Source organism: Tenacibaculum sp. MEBiC06402, assembly GCF_049239625.1.
Lineage (GTDB): Bacteria > Bacteroidota > Bacteroidia > Flavobacteriales > Flavobacteriaceae > Polaribacter.
Window position 1 is genome coordinate 183,886 of sequence record NZ_JBMKKT010000083.1, and the last position, 17,017, is coordinate 200,902.

The window sequence follows — 17,017 nt, forward strand, 5'->3', positions numbered from 1 at the left end:
AAAAAGTTTCAAAATGTTAGTCAAAGTTATATCGTCCTCATCTGAAAACATTAGATTTTCTCTTTGGTATTATTTTTGTTAATTTTAAAATCTAATTTTGAAGTATGAGAAAAGTAATAGTACTAACATTTCTTTTTGTTTTTAATAATTTATTGATTGCTCAAGAAAGCAATGATTCGATTCCTAAAAAAGATCTTTGGAGTTTATCTTATAAAGAAGCTTTACAATTATCGAAAAAAGAAAAGAAGCCTTTGTTAGTTTATTTCAAAGGTTCTGATTGGTGTGGACCTTGTAAAAAATTGGATCAGGAATTATTTAGTACTGAAAAATTTAAAAATTTATCGGAAAATCATTTTGTTTTATATGAAGCAGATATTCCAATGAATCAGGATTTAGTTACAAAGGAACGACTAGAACAGAATAAAAAACTTGTAAAGAAATTTAAGGTTTCTTCTTATCCGACGCTGTTAGTTTTAAATCATCGACAAAAAGTAATGGGTGTAAAGAAAGGGTTGATATTAACCGAGTATTATTATCCATTTTTTGAAAGTTATATAAAATAAAAATCCGTTGCTTTCGCAACGGATTTTTTATGACGTTTTAGATGTAATCTAATTATTTTTGATTAATTACTCTAAACTCTGTTCTTCTATTTACTCTATGCTCAGCTTCCGTACAAGTAACACCATCTGAACATCTATTCTTTAATCTAGATTCTCCATAACCTTTAGCTACTAATTGGCTATCATTAACGCCTTTAGAAATTAAATAATTTGCTACAGCTTGAGCTCTTCTTTCAGATAAATCTAAATTTGATGCCTTAGAACCTCTAGAATCTGTATGTGATGCTAATTCTACCTGAACACCATCTTTTAAAACCGGTAATAACCTTGAGTCAATTAATCTTTTTGCTGCAGAAGTTAACGTAGCACTTCCTAAATTCCAGTTAATTGGTAATGGATTATATGTTAATAATTCACACTCAACTTCTTTCCAAGTTGTTAATCCTCCTTTATTAACAAGTACTTCTTTAGTTACATTTTTATATTTAGCTGGTACAGTTATTTCTTCTTTATATGCATCTTTAACTAAAACAGTTTTAGTAATTTCTTTGTAAACGGCAGGAATTTCAACAGTACGAGTAGTTGGAGGTTTAACCATAACTCTTTTCGTATATGTTTTTTCATAACCTGGAACGGCTACTTTATTCGTATTAGCATCACTATTTAATTTAGTAATTGGAATAGTTACAAATTTAGCCGGAGTTGGCTTATAACACCAATATCTACAATCATTTGGATCACTAGATTCACAATCAGGAGCTTTCTCACTCATTTCCCAACGAGCTGAAGCCGCTTTGGTTTCAATTGTTTCCTCATCTGGTCTAAAAGTAGCGTTAATAACCGTTAACCTATTTGCATCTTCTTTTGCTGTATAGCTTACTTGTTTGTTTTCCCATACTGCTGGAACAACTTCTAAACGTTGACCTGCTTCTTTTACAATAACTCTCTCAGTTACTGTTTTATATTGGGCAGGGTATGTTACTATTCTTTTATAAGCTGGAGCTATTTCAATGGTTACATCTTCGTTTTTCCAGACTTCTGGGGTTTTACAACGAACATAACACTTTCCTGGTTCTGGGTTTTCTGGTAAATCTTGTGAATACGATGAAATACTTCCAATTAAGATTGCCCCTAACATCAATTTTTTCATGATGAATTTTAATTTAATTAATAAAATTTTAACTTTTCTAAAAAATATGACATAGATTATTGAGATAGGTCACAGTTATCAGAATTAAAATTCATTCTATGATCAATTCTGATTAATTATTTTAGATAAATAATTAATACTTACAGGAATTTAGTTAAGTTAGTTTTGTATGATTTTCCAATGGGAATAATATAATCCTGAATATAAATTCTATTTCCTTCTATTGACTTAATATGTTTTTTTGAAATTATGAATGACTTATGAACTTGATAAAAATCTACTTTTGATAATCGTTCCATAAAATCAGAAATCTTTTCTCGTGTTTGTATTTCTTCATTCACACTAACTATTTTACAATAATTCCCTTGAGCTTCAATAAATAAAATTTCATCAAAGTTTATTTGGATTAGTTTTTTATTCGATTTCACAAATAAGCTTTCCGGGTGATTTTCCTCGGAACGTTTACTTTCTAAATTTACTTTAAAGTCTAATTTATTGATAGCTTTTAAAAAACGTTCAAAACTAAATGGTTTCAATAAATAATCAACAACATTCAATTCATATCCTTCTAAAGCATGTTCTTGGTATGCTGTAGTTACAATTACTTTAGGTGGATGTTGAAGAGTCTTCAAAAAATCAAAACCATTTAATTTAGGCATATTTAAATCCAGAAATATTAAATCTATTTTATTATTTCTAATACACTCAAGAGCTTCAATAGCATCATAACAACTCTGCACTAATGAAAAATTGGGTAAAGCATCACAATATCCTCTAATAATATCATGTGCTACAGATTCATCATCGATAATTATATATTTTATCATGGCATTAATAATAATTGAGTGGTGTACACATCTTCTTTAATTAACTTACTAAACTTATGGTTTTTAGGATATAGAAGTTCAAGTCTTCTTTTTAAGTTGGATAATCCAATACCATTTTCTGTTTTTAATTCGGTATCAAAATTATTCTCTACATGCAATTTTATAGTACCATTTTGTTCTGTAATATTTATTGTTACATAGGCATTATCTCGCAAAACTTCTACACCATGTTTAAACGCGTTTTCAACTAAAATAATGAATAGTAACGGGGTTAATTTTAGATTTAAACTCTGAACATCCACGTTGAAATTAATATCAATCTTTTTATGATAACGCATTTTATGTAACTCTAAAAAGCTTTGAATAAAATCTATTTCCTGTTCTAAAGTTACCAACTCTTTTTGTCCTTCATATATGCTGTAACGCATCATATCGGAAAGCTGAAGAATTAATCGTTTAGCCTTTTCACGATCACTATCTACCAAACCATATAAGTTGTTTAGCATATTAAAGAAGAAATGAGGATTTACTTGAGATTGTAGATGTTGTAATTCAGTTTTTGCTTTCTCTTTTTTTAGATTTAATACATATTGAATTTTAGTGATGAACCAGGAAATAAGATAACTGAATACAATAAAGAGAAGCAAAATATAGAAAATCAAAAGAATAATTTCGAATATTGAATTTAAACCAATGCTTACCCGAACTGAATCTTGCTTTGATTCAATAATGATATAACTTAAATAAATCAAAGGAATCAGTATAGAAATAATGATAATTGAGATTATTATTTTTTTGTATTTATCTAGTATTTGAATCATGATTGAAAAGTAGTAATTTCTTTATGGTAATTAAAGTTTTAGTGATGAACAGATAGATTTAATTGATAAAAGTCCTTTTTTTCATTTTCATGCGAATAGAAATGTATGAAATCATTTTTGATACGTTTATCCCAAAAGTTTTTGATCTCATTATTCACCATTTACATTTGAGAAGAATTAAACTTAATTAAATGAAAAAAAGAATAATAAGATATCTAAAGCATATTTTTATAACATTATTTTTATTATTAATAACAGGGGCGTTTCTGTTAATTTATTTAAATGGATCTTTAAACTACAATCAAAACTCTTTAGCATATAATTTAGAGAATGAAGGTCCTTATGTTTTTTATGAAAATGATAGTACTTTCAGTGTGAATTATTTAAAAGGAACTAGAGCTTATGGTTTTTTTGTGAAATCAGATTCATGTAATATCAAAAAGAAGACCTCTTTAAGTTGTTATTTTCCATTAGATAGTTCGAGCTTTAATTTTGAATTAAATCATATTATAAAGCCACCTAAATCAACGTATAGTACAGGAAAAAAAGTACTTGCTATATCAGATATAGAAAGTGGTTTTAAAACATTCAGAGATTTTCTAATTAAAAACGATGTAATTAATGAAAAACTATATTGGATATTTAAGGACAATCATTTGGTTTTAGTTGGTGATTTTGTTGATAGAGGAAACTCAACAACTCAAGTATTATGGTTTATCTACATGCTTGAACAAAAAGCTAAGCAACATGGCGGAAATGTTCATTTTATAATTGGTAACCACGAATTATATAATATGCAAGGACAATATAAATCTTCTGAACAAAAATACTATGCTGTGGCTTCTATCCTTGGAAAAAAGCGATATGAATTGTATAATAAAAAAGCATTTTTAGGAAGGTGGTTAGCTAGTAAAAATAGTATTGAACTTATTAATGGTGTTTTGTTCACACATGGCGGAATTCATCCTGAAATTGTAAAAACAAGTATTTCAATAGATGAAATAAATGCGATTAATAGAAAACATTATTTCAAACCGTATTTTCCTAAGCCTCAGAAAACAGTAGAACAGCTAATTACTTCTAATAAGAAAGGAGTTTGTTGGTACCGTGGATATTTTAAAGATGAATTAACACAAATTGAAGTAGAGAAGGGGCTCAATAATTTTAATGCAAAAAGTATTGTAGTAGGTCATACATTACAATCGAAAGTAAAAAAACTCTATAAAGGAAAAGTCTATGCTATTGATGTTGTGCATCCCAAAGACTATATAAATAGTTGGCCTAATCGAAAATCAGAAGGTTTATTAATTGAAGGAGAAAAGTATTACCGTGTATTTCATAATGGAAAAGTAGAGCAACTATAATTAAAAAAAGCGAACCAACATAGGTTCGCTTTTATTTGATTTTTATCTTCTCTTATATCTTAAATCCTTGGCTTTAATATTTTTAGTCCACAACTCTTTACCATCTTTATCTAAAATTTGAATCGTAAGAACTCTTTCTTTACGAGGACCACTAACTTTTAACATTCCAAAATTATGCTGCCCAACTAGTGTTTCTTCTAATTTATACATGTTTAAAGCTTCTTTATTTGCATGTGCTCCAGCAGTTAAAGAAGAACATGTTAAGTCATAAATAGGAGGAACTCTATCACTCTCTTGCATTTTACTTAAACCTGTATGATGTCTGTCTCCGTCAAGAAAAATAACGCCTTCTATTTTTGCTTCTCGTATTTTTTGAATCAAATAATTACGTTCATTCTGATAGATTGCATGATTTTCATACATAGCTTCCGAGCTAATAAATTGTCCACCAATTGCTATAAACTTAAAAGGAGCTCTACTGAAAGTCAAGGCATTTATCAACCAATCTATTTGTTCTTTACCAAGCATTTGTCTTTCTTCAGTATGATTATTATTAGCTGTTCTATAATAACGATTATCTAATAAGAAGAAATCTAAATCAGCCCACTGAAAATGTCCGGTAATTCCTCCTTTATCTATTACATCATAATTCGGATTTCCCCAGAATAGTTTAAAAATTTCAGATGCTGTTTTTTTCATTGCAAAGCTACCATCAGCATTATTAGGCCCAAAATCATGATCATCCCATATAGCGTAATGATGTGTTGATGCTAATAAAGGTTGCATTTCTGGTAATGAACGAGTATGTGTATATCTATGTAAAAAACCAGTTCTAGAATTCCAGTCTACTTCTCTTAAATAAGTATTATCACCTAACCACAACATAAAATCTGGTCTTTTTTGATGAATAGATTCAAAGATTTCATGCTCGCTTCCATAAGGTTTCCCTGGTCTATCAACTTCTTTTTCATTCACATAATTACAACTTCCAACTGCAAAATTAACTTCTGGTGGATCAGTTCTCCATTGCCATAATGTTTGTGATTGAAACTCCATGGGATAGTCTCTTTTCACTTTTCTTCCATCAATATACACTTCATATGTATATTTTTTTCCAGGTGAAATTTCATCAGCAATTAAACGCGCTACGTATCCATATTTTTTTTCAGTTGTATATTTTTCAGTCTTAAATCGCTTTTTAGGATTAGCTTTATCAAAATATACGAAATGTACTTCAGCAGCTTTCGTTGTTTGTACCCAAAGTAAAGCCTCTTTCATAGTTGAATAACCAACCATTGGTCCAGATTGCACCAAATCTTGTCCAAAGCTCATAAAACTAATACAAGACAAAACAACCGTATACAATAACTTCTTTATCATTTTTATAAGTTTAAATAATTCTATTGATAACAAACAAATATACTAGTACTTTCTCAACAAATGTTTTTAGAATTTAAAGAAATCATTATTTCCCTATTAATTACTTCTAGCATTAGCTATAATTATTGAATGTATTCCTTACAATTAGTATCTTTATCTTTCATATAAAATTAACCATAATGAAACTATTAAAAACAACCTTTGTACTCATTTTTACGTTAGCATTTGTATTTTCTTGTAAAACAGAGAAAGCTTCCAAAACAGAAGAAAAAACTGTTGTTGAAGACCTACCTGAAAAAGTTAAAGGAGAAGAAGTTATTTATGCTACAGATTCTACAAAAATGAAAGGGTATATAGCTTTTAACGAAAATAAAAAGGAAAAACGTCCAGGAATAATTATTGTACATGAATGGTGGGGACATAATGACTATGTTAGAAAACGTGCAGATATGTTAGCAGAACTTGGCTATACAGCTATAGCAATTGATATGTATGGTGATGGAAAACAAGCTGGGCATCCTGATGATGCAGGTAAATTCGCTAAAAATGTAATGTCTAACTTACCTGTTGCGAAAGCCAGATTTAATGCTGCTGTTGATTTATTAAAAAAACATGAGTCTGTTGATGCAGAAAAAATTGCGGCTATTGGATACTGTTTTGGAGGTAGTGTAGCTTTAACTATGGCAAATAGTGGACAAGATTTGGCTGCTGTAGCTGCTTTTCACAGTGGTGTGCAACTTCCTGTGATGCCTAATGAAGATTTAAAAGCTAGAGTATTAGTTTGTAATGGAGCAGAAGATCCATTTGTAAGTCCAGAATCGGTTAAGGCATTTACATCGGCATTAGATTCTTTAGGTAAAAAGTATGAGTATATTGCTTACCCTGGTGCTACACATAGTTTTACATCTAAAGAAGCAGATGAAAACGGAAAAAAATTCAATCTGCCATTAGCTTATAATGCAGAAGCTGATCAAAAATCTTGGGAAAGTTTACAACAGCTATTAAATGATGTTTTTAAGGGAGAGTAAATAATCTACTCAAATAACCGATAAAAAAATACGATTACTAGCTACTGTAATCGTATTTTTTATTTGATAAATGTTCGTATTCTATAAATTAATTTAGAGAAAAATAGAGTTCTAAAATTGGCGCTTTTACTTCTTTTCGAATATCTCTATCAAATAAACGTTCTAAATTATTTCCAGCCACATCTTCTATTAGTTTATTACAATGTATAGTGTAGTAAGTTCTTTCCCAGTTATTATCTGGTCTAAAGACAATTCTTTCTTCATTCATGTTAATAGAGAAAACTCCTTGAATCTGTTTTCCTTTTTCATCGACGATAACTACATTATTGTATGGACTTCCATAATCTAAGGTATCATTTAAATTGATTATAAGCGAATTTTGGGTATTAGATTTTGGTAATTCAAGTGTCCATCTTGTGATATTTGGACTTTCTCTATCATTTTCAATCACTTCAAAAGAATAATGAAAGTCAGTTTTCATAGAAAATCCTTCAATATCCTTTAAACTTTTAGAAATAAGTAAAGTATATGATTCTCCTTCTTTTAAGACTTCACCAAGTCTTTTGTTTGGTCCTAAATCTCTTTTTTGTCGACCAGGTTCAATCCATAAAGTAAGAATTTTACCATCATCAGAAATTAATGGAGTTTCTAATGGTAACAAAGCTCTATCCACTTTTTTTCCAGTTTTATTATTTACTAATGAAATATGATTGTAAATATTAGTGCTGTTTACAGGCTTAGAAAACTCGACATACCACTTTAAAAAGTTAGAAGGTAAAGTAGCGGTTCTAGGATATACATCTACTACTTTTAATTGTTCGTGATTAGGATTTAGAGGTATCTTGAAAACAAAAATTTCATTTTCGAAAACAGCCGTATACATTTTATTTTCCTGAAAAGATAGGAGTGGAGTAAATCGTATTGATTTATCAGTTCTTGAAACATTTCCAAGTAAAGCTTTTTTACTTAAAATTTCATCAGAGTTTTTATAAGCTCCTTTATAAACCTTGAGTTCTTTACCTGAACTAGTATTTGAAACCTGTACAAACTCTTTTGTAAAAGAAAACTTTGGTGATTGAGAAGACATCTCCAAAGTTGATATTATTAATAGTATAAGCACTAAATGCTTCAAAATGTTATGCTTTAATTATAACCAACGATTATTACTCGTTTTTAATGATAATTTACCGTTAGCTCCTCGTTGAATAAAAACAAACTCCTTATCATTAAGTTTATCTAACTGTTGAACATTCACAAAAGGTAAGTTTATAAAATTAACACCATCTGTTCCTGCACGTTCTTTTACTCTGGTTGTTAGAGAACTACTGAAAGACTCAATATCAGCAACTTTAAACTTCATAAGTGCTCTGTTTGAATTTGCCATCAATAGATAGCGTTCTCCATCTTTTGACATTTCTATGATATCTAAAGGAGTATTCCAGTTCCCTAATTCTGCTACAGTTCTTCCTTTCGTATGTTTTCCAGGTAATAAACTATTCATTGGAAAAACAACTAAAGGAGTACAAGTATAACTAGCAATAATATGTGGCTGATTGTTAATTGTAGTAGTCATAAAAGTTTTAATAGGAGCATGCGTTTCATATTGTCCATGTGCAGCATGATAAATCTCTAAAGAACTGTCTTGTTGCTTATCAGTAAACGGAAAAGGAATCGCTCTAAAAGTAGAAGCAAACTCAGCATTATTTAAACCCGAAACCATTAATTGTCCGTTTGAATACTGAATATCTGTAATAGCTAACTTTCGTAAAGGTCTTCCTCGTCTGTCTTTAGCATCTGCTTTTACAACATTTTGGACATTAACTTTAGAGAAAGAAACATCATTAAGCGGAATATTTTCTAAACTATTATTATTGACTAAGAATAAAAACGATTTTCCAGAACTGTGTTGTGCTGCTAAATAAACGTTTTCATTTATGGGATTTACCACTAAATCTATAATTTGTAATTGGTCACTATCAGCACCTAAAAGTTGATTTAAAAGAGCTTCAATATCCTCAATGTAAAGTTTTTCGTTAACTGCTTTTTTAGCAGAACTCATGTCAATAGCAACTATTTGAGAATTTTTACTATCACCTAAAAATAATATTCCTTTTGGACCAAAGGTCATTGTATTTATAGAACCAATTTCAGGATTACCTGTAATAAAGTTTTTGGTTAAAGAATTGTTTGCCATCATAGGGATGCAAAGTAATCCTGTAATTAATGTTATTATTAGTTTTCTCATGGTATGATTGTTTCTTTCAAATTTAAAAATTAAAGGACTTTATATCCGTCAAAGAAATGTTAACGTTTTGAAAAACATCAGATTAAAAAAATAGTAGAGTTCAAATTAATAAGGCGCAAATTTTAGAATCAAAATCCTATTTTCGTATATCAAGATTTTATACCAAATATGTCTAAACTACCGAACACTTCTGCAAGTATCTTTTCTGTAATGTCTCAATTAGCCAATGAGCATAAAGCCATTAACTTATCACAAGGCTTTCCTAATTTTCCAGTAGATGAGAGGTTACTAAAAATAACTAATCGATTATTAACTGAAAATATTCATCAATATACTCCAATGGTTGGTTTACCTTCTTTGTTAGAGAAAATTGCAATTTTAACAAGGAAGAATTACGGGAGAGAAGTAGATACTTCATCAGAAATGCTAATTACTACAGGTGCTACTCAAGGAATTTACACTTCAATTAATGCTTTAGTTAAAACGGACGATGAAGTAATTATTTTGGATCCCAGTTATGATAGTTACGAGCCATCTGTTTTGGTAGCAGGAGGGAAGCCTGTACGCGTTTCTTTAAATGATGATTATTCTCCGAATTTCAATAGAATTGAAGAGGCTATTGGTCATAAAACTAAAATGATTGTTGTAAATAATCCACACAATCCAACCGGTAAAATATGGAGTGAAGAGGATTATCAGAACTTAGAAACGATTCTAGATAAGCATCCTCAAATAGTTTTGTTGAGTGATGAGGTATATGAATACATTTCATTTAAACACCAGCATGTCTCAGTAAACACTCGTCCAAAATTAAGAGAAAGAGCAGTTATAGCTTCTTCCTTCGGAAAATCATTACATGTAACAGGATGGAAAGTTGGTTATTTAATCGCTCCTAAATACTTGATGAAAGAGATAAAAAAAGTACATCAATTTTTAGTATTTAGTGTAAATAGTATATCGCAACATGTAATTTCAGAATATTTAGATGTGGTTGATTTTGATGAAATATCAAAGATGTATGCAAGGAAAAGAACACTTTTCCAAAATGCTTTAAAAGAAAGTAGATTTGAAATTTTGCCTTCTGAAGGAACTTATTTTCAAGTAGTAAACTATGGAGAAATAAGTAAGAACAATGATACAGAATTTGCCAAAGAATTAATTACGAAGTATGGGGTTGCTGCTATTCCTATTTCGGTATTTTATGAAGATGCTACAGATAAACACATGCTGCGCTTTTGTTTCGCAAAAACAGATGAAACGTTGTTAGCTGCTGCTGAAAAATTATGTGCTATTTAATACAAAACCTTATAGTTTAACCTCCAATAGTAATCATACTGCGGTTATCATGATTCGCGAGGTTTTTAAAATCATCAATTGAAGTCATACCAGAACGAACCGCTTTCTTTTTTTGAATAGCTGCTTGAATAATTGGTTCAATAGGTTGATTTTCTCTGTAAGGAGCTAACAAATCTGTTTCTGTAGTTGAAAACAAACAGTTCTTTAGTTTTCCATTGGCTGTTAAGCGAATCCTATTACAACTATCACAAAAAGGATTGGTAACAGTACTAATTATTCCAAAAGTTCCTGTAAAGCCTTTTATCTTAAAATTTCGAGCTGTAAAATTCTTTTCATTAGTCAACATGGTAACATTAGAAGGAGAATAAAATTCTTCAACTTTGTCTAAAATATCTTTGTAAGATACTATTTTACTAGTATCCCAATTATTCCCATCAAAGGGCATAAACTCGATAAAACGAACTGTAATATGCTCGTTTTTAGTAAAGTTTATAAAGTCTATTATCTCATCATCATTAAATCCTTTAATCAAAACAACATTTATTTTCACATTAAAATTATGATTAAGAAGTAGCTTTATATTATCATAGGCTTTGTTGAATTGATCTCTCTTGGTTATGCTATTAAATTTAGCAGGAATTAAGGTGTCTAAACTAACATTTATCGCTTTTAGATTACTTTTTTTAAACGTATCAATATGTCTATCAACTAAAATAGCATTGGTAGTTAACGATAAATGAACGGGGAATTTTGATAAAGCAGTTATAATTTCAGGAAAATCTTTTCGTAACAAGGGTTCACCGCCTGTAAGTCTGATTTTAGTTACTCCATTTTTAACAAATAACTGTGCAATATCAATAACTTCTTGTGTTGTCATTAATTGCTTTTTCGGACTTAAAACAACACCATTTTCAGGCATGCAATACGTACATCTTAAATTACACTTTTCAGTTAGTGAAATGCGCAAATAGTTATGATGTCTTCCAAAACTATCTGTTAATATGTTTGATGATTCTTGCATTAATTAATGTCTCGCTCCAGTGAGCACTTTAAAACTATGAAATAAATGCGGTAAAACGGCATCTAACGATTCAGCTACACCTTTACTTGATCCAGGTAATGCCATAATTATACTATTTTGAAATGTTCCAACAACACTTCTTGACAACATGGCAAAAGGCATTCTGTCTTGCCCATATCTTCGAATGGTCTCTTCAACTCCAGACAAACGTTTTTCTATAAGTGGGAGAACAGCTTCAGGAGTAACATCTTTTGGAGAAATACCGGTTCCTCCAGTAATAATTATAAGATTATTGGTTTTTACTAATTCTTTAACCTTATTTTGAATACCAGAAATCTCATCAGGAATAATTATGCTTTCATTTGTAGTTATTTGAAATTGAGCAAGCTTGTTTTTAATCACTTCTCCAGATGTATCTTTTCCAATTCCTTGTGAAATGGAATCAGAACAAACAATCACAGCAGCATTAATACCCGAAACATCTGCGATCGGGTATGAACTTTTTCCTCCTTTTTTTTCTAATAACTTAATATTTTCAATCTCCACACCTTTATCAATAGGCTTTAACATGTCATACATGTTTAACGCCACTACACTTGCACCGTGCATTGCTTCAACTTCAACGCCAGTCTTATATATAGTTTTTACAGTAACTTTTACTTGTATAGTCAATTCATCAATTTCATATGTAATACCCGTAAATTCTATTGGCATTGGGTGACAATCGGGTAGGAGCTCAGGTGTTTTTTTTACAGCCAACAAACCTGCTGCTTTACTCATTGAAAAAACATCTCCTTTAGGAACTGTGCCATTTTGAATTGCATTGATTGTTTTCTCGCTACTTACTTTTACAATAGCTTGAGCAGTTGCAATTCTTAACGTATTTGATTTATGCGTGATATCAACCATTATACATTCTTTTTCCATTGATGAGTTCCTTCTTCGAACAATTCTTTACCGAAAATTGGAACTTCACTTTTAACTCTATTTACAATATACTCAGTTGCTTCATACACTTGAGGTCGGTGAGGAGCTGATACAAAAACGAAAAAACAAATCTCTCCTACATTAACAGTTCCCAAGCTATGATAAATGTGCATGCAAGTAAGATTATACTTTTCAAAAGTTTCTTCTCGAATTATATGTAATTTCTCATTGGCCATTTCTTCATAACATGAAAATTCAATTGCAGCTACTGTCTTATCATCAACATTATCTTTCCTTACTTGACCTAAAAATATATTGTGTGCCCCAATTGAAGTTTTCATTTGATGTTTTGCGATGGAATTTGCTATAAAATCTGAGGTAATCTCACCTTCAATGAATACTGTTTTCTTTTTGTTCATGTATGTTCTTTCAACAATTAGATATTACTAATGTGCTTATTTTATTTAGTTGTATTAAATATTGTTTTATTATCCTCCTGCAAAAGGAGATAGTATAGCTATTTCATCGCCGCTATCAAACTCTAAATCAATTTCTTTTGATATTAAGTTATGATTTACAGCAATATGAATATCGTTTGAATCGATACCATAAGTGTCTTTTAGAAAAGATAGTAGTTCAAATAAACTTTTCTTCTCCAATGAAATATTTTGTGATGTTGTATTGGTTCTTTCCGCTATTTCTCCAAAATATTTTATTTCCATATATCTAAATTAAGAATAATTTTACAGCTGCAATTGTTAAAACTCCAGCTAAAACATATTTTAACACCACTCCTTTAAATCTTTGACTTCCGTATAGAGCTCCTAAACTTCCACCAATAATGGCTACTGGAATAAAATACCAAGCTTCACTAGGAATGATTCCTCCTTTAAAATGAAAACCAATAATTCCTGAAATAGAATTCACAAAAATAAAAAGAGCAGAAACCGCGGCTGCTTGTTTCATGGTTCCCCATCTTAAAAGAATTATAACTGGACTTAAAATAATTCCTCCGCCAATTCCAATCATACCGGAAAACAAACCAATTGAAGCACCAATCAAAAGTGATAATCCTAAATTATTGTCTTTTATTAAAGTTTGTTCTTTACCAAATAGGTTTAGCATTCTTAGTATAGCAAACACTAAAAAACCACCTAATATTTGTTTGTATAACGTTGCATTTATGGATATATATCCGCCCAAAAAAGCCATAGGTATCGACGTTAAAGCGAATGGATAAAAGAGTTTCCATTTGAAGTGATTATTCTTTCTAAAAAACCAAAATGAAATTCCCGAAACAAAAATGTTCAGTAACAAAGCAGTTGGTTTCATTACTATAGTTGGAAATGCAAACAAAGCCATTAAGGCCAAATATCCACTAGCACCACCATGTCCCACACTCGCATATAAAAAAGCTACTACAGCAAGAATGATAAAAAATAAAACGAGAATATCCGTTTGAAGAAATTCCATTAATTCAATTTTATGTATTCAATTTTTTGTCCTTTTTTTATCATAGTTTCATTTTCAGGAACCACCAATAAAGCATTACAAATTGCAAAAGATTTCAACATGGAAGAAGCTTGACCACCTAATAATGTTGCTTTTCCATTTTCAACAGTTCCTTTTAAAAATAAAGTTTTACCATGAATATTTTTAATATCAGAAGTTGTTACTGCAGTCTTTTTAGGTAAATGAGGATTTTCAAATCCTAAAGATGTTCTTAACAAAGGAAGTACATGTACATAAAAACAACTTAAACTTGAAGCTGGGTTTCCAGGTAATGCAAAAACTTTGGTATTATTTTTATATCCGAACCATAAAGGTTTACCTGGTTTTTGATTCACTTTATAAAACACTTCCTGAACATTATTATCAATCAATGCTTTTTGAACAAAGTCATAATCACCAACCGAAATTCCACCTGAAATTAGCAAGATATCAGATTTGTTAAGTTCTTTTTTAATGATTTTATATGTCGCTTTAAAAGTATCTTTAACTTTTAAAACTCTTACTTTTTTTATTCCTAATTGTTTTAAAGCTAATTTTAAAGTAATTGAATTACTATCGTACACTTGACCTTCCTGTAAATTTTCGCCAACTTGTTGTAATTCATTCCCAGTAACCAAAATACTCACCTTAGGTTTCTTATAAACGTTAACTTCAGAGATTCCTAATCCTGCTAAAAAACCAATAGCCGCTTCGTTTAAGTAAGTTCCTTTTTTTAATGCTATTTCTCCTTTTTTTATCTGATTACCAATAGGACGAACATTTACTCCTTTTTCAGGAACATTTTTAATCTTCAAAAAATCTCCTTTGCGTTCGGTATGCTCTTGCATTACTACTGTATCTGCGTCATCCGGTATTCTAGAACCTGTAAATATTCTAATTGCTTGATTTGTATTAATATCAAAATTTTCAGAACTACCAGCTGGCACTTCTCCTTGTATTTTAAATTCAGTATTTTTCGAATGAATAAAAGCATAACCATCCATTGAGGATTGCTTAAAAGGAGGCATATTTATAGGGGAGTAAACATCTTCTGCTAGAAAACACCCTAAAATCTTATGAATAGGTTTTGAAACAGAGGGCATTTTATTGGAAAAACTATTTACAAGCTTAATAGCTTCGGTTACTGAAATCATATTTTTTTTCTAATCAAATGGTTGTAATCAGATTCGGTATCTACATCAAATAAATCAACATCACCTTTCATTGTAAAAATAGGAAAATCGTCACTATTTAATAATTTTGAAGCTCCTTTATCACCTTTTAATAGGAGTAAATCTTTAAAGTATTTTTTAGGAAATAGGGCAGGAACTCCATTTCTACCATTGTAATTTGATGCTATAATTTTGCTTTTATTCTCTTCGGATATTTTCATCATATGTTGAAGATAATTTGAAGAAACATTAGGTTGATCGCCCAATACGATTATTACAGCATCAAAGTTTAATTTCGAAATAACTGCAATTCCAGCATATATACTAGAAGAAAGGCCTGTTTCAAACTCTTTGTTTAAAATTATATTTATATCATATTGTTGAATGGATAGACTTATCTCTTCTGAATTAGCTCCAAGAACACAAAAAATATCATTATTCGAAACTTCAGTTGTAGCTTCAATTACTTTCCCTAGCAATGTTGTATTTCCAAAAGAAAGTATTTGTTTAGTTTTACCCATTCGTGTTGAAGAACCTGCGGCTAAAATTAGTGTAGCAATGCGCATATTTTTAAACATGGATTTTTCCTGTAAGAGTCCTTAGTGAAACTGGTGTTTTTTTTCGAGTTTCCGCTAAAATTTCTGATATTATCGAGATGGCTATTTCTTCAGGAGTAATTGCGCCAATATTCAACCCTGCGGGACTGTAAATGGTATCTAAAAATTCTTCTGATAAATCTGGAGCATAATGAAATAATTCATTTTGCAGTTGTTCTCTACGTTTTACTGAACCTAATATCCCTATGTAAAAAGGTTTTAAAGGTTCTAGCTTCAAAAGATATTTCAAATCTTTCACATAATTATGATTCATTAATACTACTGCTGTATTAGTATCAATGGTTAATTCAGCTAATTCTGGTGAAATACCTATAACCGAATTTGCTCCAGGAAAATCGGATATTAATTTCGGATCTTTTTCTGAAGTAATTACATCAACTTCCCATCCTAACAAACTTGCTAATTTACAGAACTTCACGGCGTCATGTTCACCTCCAATAATTAATAACCTGAATCGAGATTGTAATGATTGCTTAAAAATATCATGATTATCGAAAGTATTTTTATCAAAAGTAGGAGAGAAGCAATGTTCACTCTCGTTAAAACGAATTAAGGAACCTATATTAGCAATATACTCATCCTCTTTTTTATAAGAAGATTCTATTTCAAACGAATTTCTCTTATTCAGACATAATTCAAAATCCTGAAAAAACTCATCAGAAATATGAAATGGTTCTAATAAAATATACAGAATACCTTCACAACCTAATCGATAACGACCATCATAAGTCATAATTTTTGGGATACCAGATTCAAAAACAGATTGTGCTCTTCTTTGAACCTCTTTCTCAACACATCCACCGCTAACAGCGCCTACCATTTTTCCATCTGAAGATAACAGCATTCTTACTCCTGGTTTTCTATAGGATGAACCTTCTAAAGCAATAATGGTAGCTAGTACATTTTTAATTCCTTTATTCTGATTTTCTTTTGCCTGATATACAATGTCTTTAAATTCGTGAGTCAAAATAGTAATAGTTAATTCAACCCTTAAAATACATAATAAACTCAATCAAAAAAATTAATTAAACTCGTTTTAAGTAAACTTTAGTAATAAAAAACTAAATCACTCTGTACTGAAAGTACAGAGGTTTATTATACTGGGGACTAAAAGT

Annotated in this window: 18 protein-coding genes; 4 read left to right on the forward strand and 14 right to left on the reverse strand. The window is 30.2% G+C overall.

The features are described from left to right. Positions 1-104: 104 nt before the first annotated feature. Positions 105-563 carry a thioredoxin family protein gene (locus tag ACOSP6_RS02825; protein WP_422093227.1) on the forward strand — a complete coding sequence of 153 codons (459 nt, stop codon included), beginning with the start codon at positions 105-107 and terminating at the stop codon, positions 561-563. A gap of 52 nt (positions 564-615) precedes the next feature. Here the strand turns inward: ACOSP6_RS02825 and ACOSP6_RS02830 are convergent, their stop codons facing one another. From ACOSP6_RS02830 to ACOSP6_RS02840, 3 genes are all read right to left on the reverse strand, one after another. After that, a complete protein-coding gene (locus tag ACOSP6_RS02830) occupies positions 616-1,713 on the reverse strand; it encodes an OmpA family protein (RefSeq protein ID WP_422093228.1) in 1,098 nt (365 codons plus the stop codon). A gap of 140 nt (positions 1,714-1,853) precedes the next feature. Then, positions 1,854-2,540, reverse strand: a complete 687-nt coding sequence (locus tag ACOSP6_RS02835; RefSeq protein WP_422093229.1) for a LytR/AlgR family response regulator transcription factor — start codon at positions 2,538-2,540, stop codon at positions 1,854-1,856. Continuing rightward, entirely contained in the window at positions 2,537-3,361 is an 825-nt protein-coding gene (locus ACOSP6_RS02840; RefSeq protein ID WP_422093230.1) for a sensor histidine kinase, read from the reverse strand. Before ACOSP6_RS02840 ends, ACOSP6_RS02835 begins: the two co-directional genes overlap by 4 nt. 191 nt (positions 3,362-3,552) lie before the next feature. On the opposite strand from ACOSP6_RS02840, the gene ACOSP6_RS02845 reads away from it, so the two are divergent. Continuing rightward, positions 3,553-4,725 carry a metallophosphoesterase gene (locus tag ACOSP6_RS02845; protein WP_422093231.1) on the forward strand — a complete coding sequence of 391 codons (1,173 nt, stop codon included), beginning with the start codon at positions 3,553-3,555 and terminating at the stop codon, positions 4,723-4,725. Between the two features lie 42 nt (positions 4,726-4,767). On the opposite strand, the gene ACOSP6_RS02850 is transcribed toward ACOSP6_RS02845, so the two are convergent. Beyond that, positions 4,768-6,105 (reverse strand): alkaline phosphatase D family protein, encoded by a 1,338-nt coding sequence (locus ACOSP6_RS02850; RefSeq protein ID WP_422093232.1) that lies wholly within the window; start codon positions 6,103-6,105, stop codon positions 4,768-4,770. A gap of 179 nt (positions 6,106-6,284) precedes the next feature. On the opposite strand from ACOSP6_RS02850, the gene ACOSP6_RS02855 reads away from it, so the two are divergent. Then, positions 6,285-7,133 (forward strand): dienelactone hydrolase family protein, encoded by an 849-nt coding sequence (locus tag ACOSP6_RS02855; RefSeq protein ID WP_422093233.1) that lies wholly within the window; start codon positions 6,285-6,287, stop codon positions 7,131-7,133. Positions 7,134-7,221: 88 nt separating this feature from the next. Here ACOSP6_RS02855 and ACOSP6_RS02860 read toward each other — a convergent pair whose 3' ends face one another. Further along, positions 7,222-8,220, reverse strand: coding sequence for an Ig-like domain-containing protein (locus tag ACOSP6_RS02860; RefSeq protein ID WP_422093234.1), 999 nt, complete (start codon positions 8,218-8,220; stop codon positions 7,222-7,224). A 60-nt stretch (positions 8,221-8,280) separates the two neighbouring features. Beyond that, complete coding sequence (locus ACOSP6_RS02865; RefSeq protein WP_422093235.1) at positions 8,281-9,378, reverse strand: hypothetical protein; 1,098 nt, start codon at positions 9,376-9,378, stop codon at positions 8,281-8,283. Positions 9,379-9,546: 168 nt separating this feature from the next. Between ACOSP6_RS02865 and ACOSP6_RS02870 the strand changes: the two genes are divergently transcribed. Then, the gene (locus ACOSP6_RS02870; protein ID WP_422093236.1) at positions 9,547-10,674 is read left to right on the forward strand and encodes a methionine aminotransferase; all 1,128 of its coding nucleotides are present in this window, start codon (positions 9,547-9,549) and stop codon (positions 10,672-10,674) included. A gap of 16 nt (positions 10,675-10,690) precedes the next feature. Here ACOSP6_RS02870 and moaA read toward each other — a convergent pair whose 3' ends face one another. From moaA to ACOSP6_RS02910, 8 genes are all read right to left on the reverse strand, one after another. Further along, entirely contained in the window at positions 10,691-11,695 is a 1,005-nt protein-coding gene (moaA, locus tag ACOSP6_RS02875) for a GTP 3',8-cyclase MoaA (protein WP_422093237.1), read from the reverse strand. 3 nt (positions 11,696-11,698) lie between these two features. Further along, positions 11,699-12,604 (reverse strand): bifunctional molybdenum cofactor biosynthesis protein MoaC/MoaB, encoded by a 906-nt coding sequence (moaCB, locus tag ACOSP6_RS02880; protein ID WP_422093238.1) that lies wholly within the window; start codon positions 12,602-12,604, stop codon positions 11,699-11,701. Beyond that, a complete protein-coding gene (locus ACOSP6_RS02885) occupies positions 12,604-13,041 on the reverse strand; it encodes a molybdenum cofactor biosynthesis protein MoaE (RefSeq protein WP_422093239.1) in 438 nt (145 codons plus the stop codon). The genes moaCB and ACOSP6_RS02885 overlap by 1 nt, the downstream gene beginning before the upstream one ends. A gap of 69 nt (positions 13,042-13,110) precedes the next feature. Next, positions 13,111-13,344 carry a MoaD/ThiS family protein gene (locus ACOSP6_RS02890; protein ID WP_422093240.1) on the reverse strand — a complete coding sequence of 78 codons (234 nt, stop codon included), beginning with the start codon at positions 13,342-13,344 and terminating at the stop codon, positions 13,111-13,113. 4 nt (positions 13,345-13,348) lie between these two features. Continuing rightward, complete coding sequence (locus ACOSP6_RS02895) at positions 13,349-14,095, reverse strand: sulfite exporter TauE/SafE family protein (protein WP_422093241.1); 747 nt, start codon at positions 14,093-14,095, stop codon at positions 13,349-13,351. Then, positions 14,095-15,267 (reverse strand): gephyrin-like molybdotransferase Glp, encoded by a 1,173-nt coding sequence (gene glp / locus ACOSP6_RS02900; protein ID WP_422093242.1) that lies wholly within the window; start codon positions 15,265-15,267, stop codon positions 14,095-14,097. The genes ACOSP6_RS02895 and glp overlap by 1 nt, the downstream gene beginning before the upstream one ends. Next, positions 15,264-15,851, reverse strand: coding sequence for a nucleotidyltransferase family protein (locus ACOSP6_RS02905; RefSeq protein WP_422093243.1), 588 nt, complete (start codon positions 15,849-15,851; stop codon positions 15,264-15,266). The genes glp and ACOSP6_RS02905 overlap by 4 nt, the downstream gene beginning before the upstream one ends. Before the next feature lie 4 nt (positions 15,852-15,855). Further along, the gene (locus ACOSP6_RS02910; RefSeq protein ID WP_422093244.1) at positions 15,856-16,869 is read right to left on the reverse strand and encodes an XdhC family protein; all 1,014 of its coding nucleotides are present in this window, start codon (positions 16,867-16,869) and stop codon (positions 15,856-15,858) included. Positions 16,870-17,017 lie beyond the last annotated feature (148 nt).

What these genes read in the sequence shown, in the direction of transcription:
- moaCB (WP_422093238.1), bottom strand. Translation starts at nt 12,604, where the DNA reads ATGGTTGATATCACGCATAAATCAAATACGTTAAGAATTGCAACTGCT.
- ACOSP6_RS02860 (WP_422093234.1), bottom strand. Translation starts at nt 8,220, where the DNA reads ATGTCTTCTCAATCACCAAAGTTTTCTTTTACAAAAGAGTTTGTACAG.
- ACOSP6_RS02885 (WP_422093239.1), bottom strand. Translation starts at nt 13,041, where the DNA reads ATGAACAAAAAGAAAACAGTATTCATTGAAGGTGAGATTACCTCAGAT.
- ACOSP6_RS02850 (WP_422093232.1), bottom strand. Translation starts at nt 6,105, where the DNA reads ATGATAAAGAAGTTATTGTATACGGTTGTTTTGTCTTGTATTAGTTTT.
- moaA (WP_422093237.1), bottom strand. Translation starts at nt 11,695, where the DNA reads ATGCAAGAATCATCAAACATATTAACAGATAGTTTTGGAAGACATCAT.
- ACOSP6_RS02895 (WP_422093241.1), bottom strand. Translation starts at nt 14,095, where the DNA reads ATGGAATTTCTTCAAACGGATATTCTCGTTTTATTTTTTATCATTCTT.
- ACOSP6_RS02870 (WP_422093236.1), top strand. Translation starts at nt 9,547, where the DNA reads ATGTCTAAACTACCGAACACTTCTGCAAGTATCTTTTCTGTAATGTCT.
- ACOSP6_RS02890 (WP_422093240.1), bottom strand. Translation starts at nt 13,344, where the DNA reads ATGGAAATAAAATATTTTGGAGAAATAGCGGAAAGAACCAATACAACA.
- ACOSP6_RS02830 (WP_422093228.1), bottom strand. Translation starts at nt 1,713, where the DNA reads ATGAAAAAATTGATGTTAGGGGCAATCTTAATTGGAAGTATTTCATCG.
- ACOSP6_RS02845 (WP_422093231.1), top strand. Translation starts at nt 3,553, where the DNA reads ATGAAAAAAAGAATAATAAGATATCTAAAGCATATTTTTATAACATTA.
- ACOSP6_RS02865 (WP_422093235.1), bottom strand. Translation starts at nt 9,378, where the DNA reads ATGAGAAAACTAATAATAACATTAATTACAGGATTACTTTGCATCCCT.
- ACOSP6_RS02835 (WP_422093229.1), bottom strand. Translation starts at nt 2,540, where the DNA reads ATGATAAAATATATAATTATCGATGATGAATCTGTAGCACATGATATT.
- glp (WP_422093242.1), bottom strand. Translation starts at nt 15,267, where the DNA reads ATGATTTCAGTAACCGAAGCTATTAAGCTTGTAAATAGTTTTTCCAAT.
- ACOSP6_RS02905 (WP_422093243.1), bottom strand. Translation starts at nt 15,851, where the DNA reads ATGCGCATTGCTACACTAATTTTAGCCGCAGGTTCTTCAACACGAATG.
- ACOSP6_RS02840 (WP_422093230.1), bottom strand. Translation starts at nt 3,361, where the DNA reads ATGATTCAAATACTAGATAAATACAAAAAAATAATAATCTCAATTATC.
- ACOSP6_RS02825 (WP_422093227.1), top strand. Translation starts at nt 105, where the DNA reads ATGAGAAAAGTAATAGTACTAACATTTCTTTTTGTTTTTAATAATTTA.
- ACOSP6_RS02855 (WP_422093233.1), top strand. Translation starts at nt 6,285, where the DNA reads ATGAAACTATTAAAAACAACCTTTGTACTCATTTTTACGTTAGCATTT.